The organism is Alkalihalobacillus sp. AL-G, from assembly GCF_030643805.1.
Classification (GTDB): domain Bacteria; phylum Bacillota; class Bacilli; order Bacillales; family Fictibacillaceae; genus Pseudalkalibacillus.
Window position 1 is genome coordinate 416877 of the sequence record NZ_CP094656.1, and the last position, 13292, is coordinate 430168.

The window sequence follows — 13292 nt, forward strand, 5'->3', positions numbered from 1 at the left end:
TTTGGCGGCTGTTTTGATCCTCCTTTTTGAACTCGTACTAAAATGTAAGTAAGAAAAGAGGTAAAGCTGATGAGCGAGGAGCAAGTTAAGACCCAAATCGAAGAACTGAAGACATTATTGAACCAGTACAATTATCAATATCATGTACTCGATAAACCGTCCGTGCCTGATGCAGAATACGATCAAAAGCTGCATGAGCTGATTAAGCTTGAACAAGAGTACCCACACTTAAGGACGGAAGACTCTCCGACGCAGCGTGTTGGCGGAGAACCGCTCGAAGGCTTTGAAAAGGTTGAGCACCGCACACCGATGCTCAGTCTCGGCAATGCGTTCGATGATCAGGATCTTCGTGATTTCGACCGTCGGGTTCGCCAAGGTGTCGGCGGTGATGTTCATTATGTCTGTGAGTTGAAAATCGATGGTCTTGCGGTTTCCCTTTTATATGAGGAGGGCCGATTTGTTCGTGGTGCAACCCGCGGTGACGGTAGAATCGGTGAAAACATAACGAATAATTTAAAGACAATTCGCTCCATCCCATTACGGCTAAAAGAAAATGCGACGCTCGAGGTACGAGGCGAAGCGTTTATGCCGAAAGCCTCTTTTGAAAAGTTGAACGCAGATCGGGAAGAAGAGGGTGTCGAGCAGTTTGCGAACCCTCGTAACGCAGCAGCAGGCTCGCTCCGCCAGCTTGATCCGAAAATAGCTGCGAGTCGTAACCTTGATATTTTTGTCTATGGAGCAGGGCAGTACGAAGGTCGCAGCATCGATTCTCATAGTGAAAGCCTCAACTACATGAGCGAGCTTGGTTTTAAAACAAACCAAGAGTGGAAACGCTGTACCTCGATTGAAGAAGTGATCGAATACGTGAACGGCTGGGTTGAAAGACGCCCAGATCTGAACTATGAAATCGACGGAATCGTCATAAAAGTTGATTCATTAGATCAACAGGATGAACTTGGAACGACGGTGAAAAGTCCGCGCTGGGCCATCGCCTCCAAGTTTCCGGCCGAAGAGGTCATCACACAGCTTGAGGGAATCGAATTGAGTGTCGGACGCACCGGAGTCGTAACACCTACAGCCCTTTTAAAAGCCGTGCAGGTCGCTGGAACAACGGTGAAGCGTGCCTCGCTTCATAATGAAGATCTCATTCGTGAAAGAGACCTCAAGATCGGCGACTATGTTGTGATTAAAAAGGCTGGAGATATTATCCCAGAAGTAGTCAATGTGATCGAAGAAAAGCGCACAGGGGATGAGCAGGATTTTAGCATGCCTGAAAATTGCCCAGAATGTGGCAGTGAACTCGTACGGATTGAAGACGAGGTGGCGTTACGCTGTATTAACCCGAAATGCCCGGCTCAAATTCGCGAAGGCTTGATTCATTTTGTGTCCAGAAACGCGATGAATATTGATGGGCTCGGTGAAAAAGTGATCACGCAGCTTTTTAACGAAAACCTGATTCAGGATGTAGCGGACATTTATGAGCTCGACCGAAATGAGCTGTTGAAGCTCGAGCGAATGGGTGAAAAGTCTGTTGATAATCTTTTGAGTGCAATCGAAGCCTCGAAACAGAATTCGTTGGAACGTCTTTTATTCGGTCTCGGCATTCGTCACGTAGGCTCAAAAGCAGCGCGTACCCTAGCTGAGAACTTTGAAACGATAGAACGATTGCAGAACGCAGAATCTGGGGACTTAACGGCGATCAATGAAATCGGTGAGAAGATGGCGGATTCCGTCGTTCTCTATTTTGAAAAACCAGAAGTTGAACAGCTCGTGAAGCACCTTCGTGAAGTGGGTGTGAACATGGAATATAAAGGGTTGAAACGTAGTGAAGTGGAAGATGTCGACTCTCCGTTTAATGGAAAGACGATCGTGTTGACTGGTAAGTTGCAGCAACTGTCTCGTAATGAAGCGAAAGCCGAAATTGAACGACTCGGCGGAAAAGTAACAGGGAGTGTGAGCAAAAGCACAGACCTGTTGATTGTTGGTGAAGATGCGGGATCAAAGCTTACGAAAGCGGAAAAGCTGGGAATCGAAGTCTGGACTGAAGACGCATTTGTTGCAGAGCTAGAAACTTAAGGAGTGTGCGTTAAGGGGATGTATAAAAAGCTATTAGCCATTGTTTGTTCATCGCTGATCCTGTTGTCTGGTTGTCTTCCGTTAGACAATCTGAAGCGGAACGAGGTTGAGAAGGAAGATAGTAGTGAAAATAAAAATGAAAAAGCAATACCAATTCCGAATGTCAATTCTCAAGAGGATTACTATAAATCATTAAAAAACTATGAACCAGGGGTTGCCCGTGGTGAAATTAGTTATGGAGTCGATAACCGGATCGATGTCGATGAAGTCGTAACCGGCCTGATGCGTTTATCAAAGGACACGTTTTCAATAGATGATTATTACTTCCAGGAAGGGCAATACATTCAAAAGGACACCATTCGCAACTGGCTTGGTCGATCTAGCGAAAAGGACGGAGAATCCAGTTCAGCGTTTCTGCAAAAAGGGCTGAACCCCGCCATAAATGAAAAAGCATATAAGAACGCTGATGTTGATAAAAGGAAAGAAATGCTGAAGAACAACCCGAAAATGCTCTCCTATATTGTCGAGCAGAACTACTTGAAGGATAGCGGAGACAACAGCGTAAAGCTCGGTGGAATCTCAATCGCTCTTTCGTTTAACTCAACGTATTATTACACGGTAACGGATAAGCAAGGGTTGCTTCATAGAGGAGAAAAGAACCTTGATAACAGCAAGGTGAAGGAATTTGCCTATAAGACCGGTCAGGAAGTTGTAAATCGGCTGCGGCAACACCCTGAGCTACAGGATGTACCGATTGTTGTTGGATTGTTCATGGAAGAGGAGCATGGTGCGGTCGTACCAGGGAACTACTTTGCCACGTCAGTCGTTAAAGCTGGGCAAACTTCCGTTGATTGGGAAAAGGTGAACGAAGACTATTACTTTTTCCCATCGGATCGGGCAGAGGAGGATCACAGAGAGGATCATGCTGTGTTCACCCAGTTCCAAGCGGAAATTACAGAGTACTTCCCGAACTACATCGGGGTCATCGGAAAAGCATTGTACCGAAACGATAAGATTGCGAAAATGACGATCGAAATTCCAATGCAATTCAAAGGAAAAGCAGAGGTCATCTCATTTACGCAATATGTAAACTACCTTGTGAAGCAATACTATCCAGACGAGACCGTCGAAGTAAACATCAAGTCCTCGATTGATAAAATTGAAAGTCTGATCATCTCAGACCCGACCAAGGAAGACTCGATGGTTCATATTTATTAATTGATTTGTAAAATCAGGGGGTGGCTCCGTTCTAATCTGTACCCCTTGTAAAGGACAATTTTAAAAAAGGCTAGGCTGCGTTAAGAAGATGATCTCTGTATTGAACGGGGGTCATCTTTTTCATATTCCATTGGTATCTATAGGAGTTGTAGTATTTAATGGCAGTTTTTACTTCCCGTTTAAGATCTTTCAGTGTTTTACAGGATTTTATTTCAGCTAAATCTTTGAAATGACCAAAAAAGGATTCCTGTGGGGCGTTGTCCCAACAATTCCCCCTTCTGGACATGGACTGGCCCAGTCGATGTTTCTTCACCAACTTTTGATATACAGGGCTGGTATAATGACTCCCTTGATCAGAATGGATGTAGGCTCCTTTAGCCAGTTTAACCTTCCTATTCTTCTTTAACTTCTTAAGCGTGTCCATAGCGATGTCGAGCGTAATTCGATCCGAAACATTATGGGCCAATACTTCATTGGTAGAGGCATCTATAATGGTTGATAAATAAGCCCTTTCCCTTTCCCGAAGTAGAGATATGTGATGTCTGTAAGCAGCACCTTATAAGGTACTTCCTGTTTGAACTCTCTGTTAAGCTGGTTCGAAACGACTTTGTGCTCCTGGGTGGCTTTCATAATACGCTTGTAAGGATTCGCTCTCCGGATAGGACATACAATGCCATACTTGTTCATGACTCTCCCGATTCTTTTAAGGTTATAGACAATATTAAATTGACCTGCCAGTATCATTTTAATTTGGCGGGCTCCTTTTTTACGGTTCTTAAAGTGAAAGGCTTTGAGAATAACATCCCGGACAACTTCATCCTTTTTCTCTTTTTCCCTTCTTCGCTTTACTTGTTTCGCTGAAAAATAGTTATAGTAGCCTTGACGAGATACGCCTGCAGATTTACAAAGGTAAGTGATCATGTTTTTTAACTTATATTTCTCAATGATGTATCGAATGAGGACGAACTTCTGATCAGCTGATAAGATCAGTTCTTTTTCTTTAGCCCCCTTTCGGCGAACTTTATCTTTTTTAGCAATTCGTTCTCTGCTTTCAATAAATTATTTTCCGCCTCTAACCTTGCATATTTTTCTTCATTGGAAAGTTCTCTTTTCCTTGGTCTTCCTGATTGTCCTCTTCTTGCATCCTGAAGTCCCAGTGCTCCATTTTTACGATAGGCTTTCCCCCACCTTTCAGCAGAACATTTAATACGTCTAGTTCCAATAATCTCTGTATCAAACCCGTACTCTTCAAAAATCTCTCTAGAGAATTTCCCACGTTCCTTTTGAACAATAAACAGCTGCTTGAATTCATCAGTATAGGTGATGGCTTTTGAAGTAACGGACTTAACATAAGGATTTTTTGATAATAGTTCGATCTCTTTTTTTGTGAAGCATTTTTTACTCATGTGTGTTCTCCCATCCCATTTTTCACTCTAATTGTACACAAAAAGACCCTGCAGAGTAGACCTTTTTTTAATGTGTCTACTCTACAGGGTACAGTTTATTCAGGAGGCACTTCCTTTTTTTGTTTTACAACGAAAATCAAATTTTTAGTACGATTGCAATGATTATTCAGGACCTTTATACTATGCGTGGCCGAAATATTACGTTCTGTGGCCGAATTAATTCAATTCGCGGCCGAAAAATCGGATTCCGTGGCCGAATTAATTCGATTCGTGGCCGAAATAATTTGATTCGGGCTTAAATATTGAATTCCTTGACATCAATTAACGTCTTTTGAAGGGCTTAACACCATAAAAATGCCAAAATGTCATCTCAACTCACACAAAATTAGGGTTTTCCATTAAAATTGGCACTCAGCAGAAGGATTTTAGATAAAAAACAGACATGATTCCTCAATAATTACACTCAATTACCTCTACATCGCAAGTGAGTTGCAGTTTACTAGAGATACTCCTTTGAATTTATCGAATGATCGGGATACCGGTGCCAAAATCAAACCGTAACAGCAATCTTTGTCCATCGAATGACAATATCCCCCATAGAAATTCCGTCATAACTCGGGTGCATACAGACTATAGTCCGCTTACAATTTTCGCATTATGATCCGGCTTGGCAGTTGTTCTCGATAGGAAGATTTACAGGTGTAAATCCATCCGATTAATCCTTTGAAACTAGTAAAGGAAACCCTTGATAATGCAACAAAACTAGCCAAAATCAAACCTTTTTTCAATACAATATTCTGACTATTGTAGAATGATTGAAAGCAGCTAAATCTTCATGTAGAATGAGTGTGATGAAAACGAATATGTATGCGTTTTCATTACTACTCTATTGGGAATTAGGAGGGTTCATCTTATGGTAGTACCATACAAACACGAGCCATTTACTGATTTTTCCATTAAGGAAAATCGTGAAGCTTTTGAAGAAGCTTTGAAAAAAGTTGAGAAAGAATTAGGTAAAGACTATGACCTGATCATCAACGGTGAGTATATTTCCACCGAAGAGAAGATCGTCTCAATCAATCCAGCCAACAAAAAAGAGGTCATCGGTCGTGTTTCCAAAGCGAACCAAGAACTCGCTGAAAAGGCGATGCAAGCTGCGGACAAAGCATTTGACACCTGGCGCAAGGTTGATCCAGTAGAACGTGCCAATATTTTATTCCGTGCTGCTGCAGAAATTCGCCGCCGTAAGCATGAATTCTCGGCTTTAATGGTAAAAGAAGCCGGTAAGCCTTGGAAGGAAGCGGATGCTGATACAGCGGAAGCGATCGACTTCCTAGAGTATTATGGACGCCAAATGATTGAAATCAAAGAAGGCAAGGCAATCCAAAGCCGTCCGAACGAGCATAACCAATACAACTACATTCCACTTGGTGTAGGCATTACAATTTCACCATGGAACTTCCCGTTTGCGATCATGGCAGGAACAACAGTTGCGCCAATCGTTTCCGGAAATACAGTTATTTTAAAGCCAGCTAGTGCAACACCTGTTATTGCAGCATGGTTTGCAGACATCATGCTACAAGCTGGTGTCCCAGCAGGCGTAATGAACTTCTTACCAGGAAGCGGTTCAGAAGTCGGGGATTATCTTGTTGACCACCCACGTACTCGTTTCATCAGCTTCACAGGTTCACGTGATATTGGAACGCGCATTTGGGAACGCGCAGCCAAAATCCAAGACGGCCAGAAATGGTTGAAGCGTGTTATCGTTGAAATGGGCGGAAAAGATACAGTCCTCGTCGACAAAGATGCTGACTTGGATGTCGCTGCTCAATCCATCGTATTCTCTGCATACGGATTTGCTGGACAAAAATGTTCCGCAGGTTCCCGTGCAGTAGTCCATCAGGATGTTTATGATGAAGTTCTTGAAAAGGCTGTTAAAATCACAACAGAGCTGAACATTGGTGAGCCAACTGACCACAACACGTATATGGGTCCTGTTATCGATCAAGGTGCTTATGACAAGATCATGAGCTACATCGAAATCGGTAAAGAAGAAGGACGCTTGGTTGCAGGTGGTGAAGGAGACGATTCTAAAGGCTACTTCATCCAACCAACAATGTTTGCGGATCTTGATCCAAAAGCTCGCCTTATGCAGGAAGAAATCTTCGGTCCAGTTGTTGGGTTCAGTAAAGCTCGTGACTTCGATCACATGCTTGAAATTGCTAACAACACTGAATACGGTCTTACAGGAGCTCTTCTTACAAACAACCGTGACCATATTGCACGTGCGAAGGAAGACTACCAAGTTGGTAACCTTTACTTTAACCGCGGATGTACTGGTGCAATCGTTGGATACCACCCATTCGGAGGATTCAACATGTCCGGAACCGACTCAAAAGCAGGCGGACCAGATTACCTCATCCAGCACATGCAACCAAAAACAACATCAGAAGAACTATAAGAATCACCATATATACAGAAACCACCTACCGCCGCGAGCAGTAGGTGGTTTTTTCAATCTTTCGAGGTTTCGTAGTAAGCATATCTGTATTTCGTAATGTCTTTTTTGCAGTAAAATCGTTGTTCCGCAGTAAACTTCCGGATTTCATAGTATCTTGACTCCGCCCATCATTCTTGAAACGGATGATAAGTGGCTTCCGTCTAATGAATTAAACAACGTGGGGGAATTTTCTTGAAAAAAATCATGTTTCCATTACTTTTAACTACAATTTGTCTATGTTTATGGTCTTATACAACCGTTTTGGCTACCAGCTGGGTGGATGTAGAGCCGGAGGAAGTCGAGAAAAGAGCAGATGTCATCGTAACAGGTGTTTACGATTTTACAGGTGAACCGAAGCCGGGTGATTTCATTTTTAGTGGTTATACATTTAAGGTAAATCAGGTTTTTAGAGGAGAGATAGAGGGCGACATAGTTGCTGGGATTGATCCATTTGACACTGGCTGGGTTAAGGATCATCAAGAGCGGGGTGGAGAATTTCTGCTTTTCCTTGAAGAGAGCGAACATACAGACTTTCTGATTCCAGTTGGTGGTCCTAACGGAATGATCCGAACAAAAAAAGGTATTGTGGAGCACTCTATTGAATATAAAAAGGATTATTATGAAAAATTTTTAAAACAACCGTCTGAAAAAGAAGCACCTGCCAATACGACAGACACTCCCGTTGAGGATAACGCGAAATCAAAAGATTCTATGGAAGATACAAAGGATATGAATTTTTCAATGTTTGGCATTGGTGGAGCGGTATTCGCTATTGGAATAATGGTTTATGCATTCGTTAAACGCATGAAGTCAATTTAATAAGTCGAGATAACGGGGTGTGGAGCAAATTAGTATCCTTGAGATGCAAGAGGTAAAAATGTATCCATACCCAATTTTTTTGAAGTGGTTAAATACTCACAAGTAGTCTTTTAAAAAACGTATCATTTGTCGAAAGTATCAGAACTATCTAAATCAAAAAAGGAATAAATAGTAAATTTTACCCAATCGTTCTTTCTCCCTCTTAATATGCATGATATCAGTATGTATAGGGGAAAATACGAATTAATAAGCAAATTGAACAGGAAAAATGGTAAAATAATCCTTAAATTTATCTTCATAAATTTTAATGAATAGTTATTACTTTATTGTTAGGAAAAGGCTTACATTCCCAAAAATAATGTATAAAAATACATATTCCTTATGGTATTATTATTTTTTAAATGTTCAAACTATTATATTATGTTATCGTTTTTAGTGGTGTCAGTATTTTCGGATATTGGTTATATACCATATGAAATTGGTATTGCATATTGATTGTATAAATACATTAAGGGGGTGTTCGCGTGGAAGAATTCAGTTTATCCGCAGCAACATGGTTTTGGTTACTAGTACCTATGCCTTTAGTCTTTGTATTGTCGATAATATCGTATTTTGTTGAAGGGAGAGAATAAGTAAATGGGCATTGAAACACCAACGTTAGTTACTTTTATAATTTACCTTGTCGTTATGCTTGGGATCGGTGTAGTATCCTATAGGCTTACGAATGATTTATCAGATTATGTATTAGGTGGAAGAAACCTGACTCCAGGAGTGGCTGCCTTAAGTGCAGGAGCTTCGGATATGAGTGGGTGGCTGTTACTCGGATTGCCAGGAGCGATCTATGCATCAGGTATGAACGGGGTTTGGATCGGAATCGGTCTTTCAGTCGGTGCATATCTTAACTGGCAATTCATTGCAAAGCGTTTGCGTAAATATACAGAAGTTGCAAAAGACTCGATCACGATTCCAGATTATTTTGAAAACCGTTTTCGTGATAACTCTAAAATCCTTCGAGTGATTTCTGCAATTGTTATTTTATTTTTCTTTACTGTGTATACAGCTTCCGGACTAGTTGGGGGAGCAAAGCTTTTCCAAGCATCATTCGGTATGTCTTATAGTTGGGCACTATGGATTGGTGCTGGAGTGATCATTTCTTATACGTTCCTTGGTGGTTTCCTCGCCGTAAGTTGGACGGACTTTATTCAAGGGATTTTAATGTTCTTAGCACTTATTGTTGTACCAATTGTAGCAATGCAAAAACTTGGTGGCTGGAGCTCAACGGTCAATCAAGTTGGAAGCATGGATGCATCCTATGTTGATATAATGAGTGGACTCGGCATATTGGCGATCATATCTTCACTTGCATGGGGTCTTGGTTATTTCGGACAACCACATATTCTTGTGCGCTTTATGGGAATTCGCTCATCAAAAGATATTCCAAAAGCACGCTTGATCGGAATGGGATGGATGGTCATATCATTATTTGGTGCCATCTTCACAGGATTCGCTGCAATAGCTTACTTTGCGGATAACCCACTTCAAGGGCCAGAAGCAGAGACAGCGTTCATCTTATTTTCTCAAGTATTGTTCGATCCTTGGGTAGCTGGAATTCTACTGGCGGCTATTCTAGCGGCAATCATGAGTACTGTTGACTCCCAATTGCTTGTATCATCCAGTGCATTAGCAGAGGATTTTTACAAAGCGATTTTACGAAAAACAGCAAGCGATAAAGAACTCGTATGGGTTGGACGTTTTGCAGTAGTATTAATCGCGTTGATTGCAATAACCATTGCGTCAGATGAAAATAGTAAAGTCCTAACATTAGTAAGTTACGCATGGGCAGGTTTCGGTGCATCATTCGGACCGGTTATCATTCTTTCACTATTCTGGAAACGAATCACTCGGAATGGTGCACTAGCCGGGATGATCATCGGTGCGGTTACAGTCGTTGCTTGGTCGTTGCTGTCAACTCCTCCAAAAGGGGCAGAACAATCAGCAGCAGTCATTCCATTCAGCCTTTATGAAATCGTTCCTGGATTTATTCTTGCGTTCCTTGCAATCATCATCGTTAGTTTGATGGGCAAAGAGCCTTCAGAGGAAGTCCAAACTGAATTCGATTCAGTAAACGGATCTGAATATTAATTTTTAAAAGAAGACTGTCTCGAAGTTTTACTTCGGGCAGTCTTTTCTTATTGGACATTTCAATTTCAATATTTCTTTATATAGTGAGTAAACTGTTCATTGTGTACCATCTATATTTCTGAACAATTGTTCCCGATTTGCTGCTTGCGGAGGTTGTTCATGCCAGCCATTTTTGATCATGATGTTCATTCCATCTTCAGATAATTTGGAATCTCGTGCGATTGAAGTAGCATAATGAACTGCTAGATCACGACGCATGTTGGTAGCCAATCCTGTTCCATAATAAGTCATTGCAGCTGAAATGATAAATCCACCATGAACCATCATCAGTTTGTCTGAAAACGGGGCAACTCGTGAACTGGTCACATGAGTGTCCCAGTAAACGGCAGAATTGATAAAGTCATCATGTAGAACAGAACTAAACAATTCAATATGTTTCTCAGCCAACTTGACGACTCTCATCATAAACGCTCGAATTTCTTTTGATTGAGCTGTTTGGCTAAATCCAATGGCTAAAGCTTTAGCCATTATGCTTTTTTTCAAGTTAGAGAATATACTTGTAATCTCAATAACATTTAATGGTCGATGTTCTCCAAACCAGCCTGCCAGATATGCCTGTTTCTCTGCAATTTCAGGTCTTTCAGGTGTTGGGATTTTTGGAAAATCATCATAAAGACCTTTCGATTGAAGGAGTTTTAATGTTTTGCTATAAAGTTCTGAAGTTGAATTCATAGCATCTACGTTAAATTGACGAACATCAGGGGATACAGACGTTGTTAATGCAAGTGAATAACCGGATAAACCATGAACTGACAATTCGTGAAGGTAAAAAAGATGAAATTGATCTGAAAATAAACGGGGTGCCTTCAAATTGATATCTTTATTAGTAAATGCGTAAGGGATGGGAAAATGGATTCGATTAAATATCCGTGTTAGTTGCTTTATGTTTTTTTGTGATAATTTTAATGCAAACTCATAGATATCTCGAATATTAGAATCCTCAATAACCTGAAGAGCATATTGGTTCATACATATCCCCATACTATTGTTCATATAGGAAGTCCACAAATTGGCAACCTCTCCAGTCGACAAAAATTCTTTATTCCCTTTCATTCCATTCACACCTACTCATTCATCGTGTATTGTTTACCGATCAATTCTGCTAATAGCTATTCTTTGTTAGGAGTTTGATATGTATTCTAATTTATCTTCAGGAAGGGTTTGTGGATTTATTTTTCCCTGACAAAAAAGAAATCGATTCAACTTTGCCGTTATGTCGGCTTGATTATTGATTCTAGCGGGTTCTTTTTGGTATCATCAGTATATTGCAATACGTACGATTTTATGGAGGTGGAATGCGTGTCCCGAATAACGAAAGAGGAAGTAAAGCACGTTGCAAAGCTAGCTCGTCTTGCCGTAACTGAAGAAGAGGCGGAAATGTTTACGAAGCAGCTTGACGATATTATCGGTTACGCCGAGCAATTGAATGAATTGAATACAGACGATGTCGAACCGACGACTCACGTATTGGATTTGAAAAATGTTTTGAGAGAAGACAAGGTGAAGGACTGGCTCACGCGTGATGAAGCGCTTAAAAACACACCAGATCAACAAAACGGACTAATTAAGGTTCCGGCTGTTTTAGAGTAGGGAGGGAGAAGGAATACGATGTCGTTATACGATAAAAAGATCTCAGAATTACATGAGCTTTTACATAAAAAAGAAATGAAGGTAAGTGAGCTCATTGATGCTTCGTTTTCAAGGATTCACGAAGTCGACGACAAGGTGAAGGCATTCCTGACATTGAACGAAGAGGCTGCTAAACAACAAGCGACGCTTCTCGATGAAAAAATGGGAACCGATGAAGCACGAGGACTTTTATTTGGACTCCCGATCGGTGTTAAGGACAACATCTCGACTAAGGATTTACGCACGACGGCTGGAAGTCAATTGCTTGCGAACTTTGACCCAGTTTATGATGCAACCGTTGTTGAAAAGCTGAATGAGGCAGAAACGATTGCGGTCGGAAAATTGAACATGGACGAGTTCGCTATGGGGTCATCAAATGAAAACTCGGGCTTTTTCCAAACCCGTAACCCTTGGAACACCGACTATGTACCAGGTGGATCAAGCGGTGGTTCAGCAGCATCGGTCGCTACCGGAGAAGTCTTTTTCTCACTCGGATCAGACACGGGCGGATCAATTCGTCAGCCTGCCGCTTTTTGTGGAGTTGTCGGGTTAAAACCAACCTACGGACGCGTTTCCCGTTTCGGACTCGTCGCGTTTGCATCCTCACTCGATCAGATCGGACCGATTACAAATACCGTTGAAGACAACGCATTCCTGCTACAGGCAATCGCAGGACACGACAAGATGGACTCAACTTCAGCCGATGTGGCAAAGGATGATTATACTGCAGCACTTACGGGTGATGTAAAAGGTTTAAAAATTGCCGTACCAAAGGAATACATCGGCGAAGGTGTCGATGAAGACGTCAAAAACAAAGTCATGGATGCTTTGAAAGTACTAGAAGGAATGGGCGCAGAATGGGAAGAAGTATCCCTGCCACACTCCAAATACGGTGTCGCAACCTATTACCTATTAGCTTCGTCTGAAGCGTCCTCGAACCTCGCTCGATTTGACGGTGTCAGGTATGGTGTTCGCACAGAAAACCCTGAGAACCTGCTGGAGCTTTACAACAAAACACGTAGTGAAGGATTTGGCGATGAGGTGAAGCGCCGGATCATGCTCGGAACGTTCGCGTTAAGCTCTGGATTTTACGATGCGTATTATAAAAAAGCTCAGCGTGTCCGGACGCTAATCAAGAATGACTTTGACAAGGTGTTCGAAAAGTACGATGTCATTCTCGGGCCGACAACACCGACTCCCGCTTTTAAAATTGGAGCGAAGGTGAACGACCCGCTTACGATGTATGCGAACGATATTTTGACGATACCAGTCAACCTTGCAGGTGTACCAGCAATTTCGGTACCATGCGGATTATCGAATGGACTGCCAGTTGGACTACAAATCATCGGAAAAGCGTTTGATGAAAGCACGGTTTATCGTGTTGCTCACGCATACGAGCAAGCGACCGACCATCATCATGCGAAACCGGAACTTTAAGGGGG

At 41.8% G+C, this 13292-nt stretch carries 8 protein-coding genes and 1 pseudogene; 7 read left to right on the forward strand and 2 right to left on the reverse strand.

Annotation, left to right across the window (positions count from 1 at the left end; genetic code table 11):
* Positions 1 to 69: 69 nt before the first annotated feature.
* Together ligA and MOJ78_RS02180 are read left to right on the forward strand one after the other, a co-directional pair.
* Positions 70 to 2076, forward strand: a complete 2007-nt coding sequence (ligA, locus tag MOJ78_RS02175; protein WP_304979591.1) for an NAD-dependent DNA ligase LigA — start codon at positions 70 to 72, stop codon at positions 2074 to 2076.
* A gap of 18 nt (positions 2077 to 2094) precedes the next feature.
* Positions 2095 to 3294: a CamS family sex pheromone protein gene (locus MOJ78_RS02180; protein ID WP_304979592.1), complete on the forward strand. Its 1200-nt coding sequence runs from the start codon at positions 2095 to 2097 to the stop codon at positions 3292 to 3294.
* Positions 3295 to 3364: 70 nt separating this feature from the next.
* Here the strand turns inward: MOJ78_RS02180 and MOJ78_RS02185 are convergent.
* A pseudogene (locus MOJ78_RS02185) lies at positions 3365 to 4700 on the reverse strand (IS3 family transposase).
* A 913-nt stretch (positions 4701 to 5613) separates the two neighbouring features.
* Here MOJ78_RS02185 and pruA point away from each other — a divergent pair.
* From pruA to putP, 3 genes are all read left to right on the forward strand, one after another.
* Entirely contained in the window at positions 5614 to 7161 is a 1548-nt protein-coding gene (gene pruA / locus MOJ78_RS02190; RefSeq protein WP_304979593.1) for an L-glutamate gamma-semialdehyde dehydrogenase, read from the forward strand.
* Between the two features lie 231 nt (positions 7162 to 7392).
* Positions 7393 to 8019, forward strand: coding sequence for a hypothetical protein (locus tag MOJ78_RS02195; protein WP_304979594.1), 627 nt, complete (start codon positions 7393 to 7395; stop codon positions 8017 to 8019).
* Positions 8020 to 8655: 636 nt separating this feature from the next.
* Positions 8656 to 10161, forward strand: coding sequence for a sodium/proline symporter PutP (gene putP / locus MOJ78_RS02200; protein WP_304979595.1), 1506 nt, complete (start codon positions 8656 to 8658; stop codon positions 10159 to 10161).
* Positions 10162 to 10257: 96 nt separating this feature from the next.
* On the opposite strand, the gene MOJ78_RS02205 is transcribed toward putP, so the two are convergent.
* Positions 10258 to 11274: a DUF3231 family protein gene (locus MOJ78_RS02205; RefSeq protein ID WP_304979596.1), complete on the reverse strand. Its 1017-nt coding sequence runs from the start codon at positions 11272 to 11274 to the stop codon at positions 10258 to 10260.
* Positions 11275 to 11520: 246 nt separating this feature from the next.
* Between MOJ78_RS02205 and gatC the strand changes: the two genes are divergently transcribed.
* On the forward strand, positions 11521 to 11811 hold the full coding sequence (gene gatC, locus MOJ78_RS02210) for an Asp-tRNA(Asn)/Glu-tRNA(Gln) amidotransferase subunit GatC (protein ID WP_304979597.1): 291 nt from the start codon (positions 11521 to 11523) through the stop codon (positions 11809 to 11811).
* Between the two features lie 18 nt (positions 11812 to 11829).
* Positions 11830 to 13287: an Asp-tRNA(Asn)/Glu-tRNA(Gln) amidotransferase subunit GatA gene (gene gatA / locus MOJ78_RS02215; RefSeq protein WP_304979598.1), complete on the forward strand. Its 1458-nt coding sequence runs from the start codon at positions 11830 to 11832 to the stop codon at positions 13285 to 13287.
* The last annotated feature ends 5 nt before the right edge of the window (positions 13288 to 13292 follow it).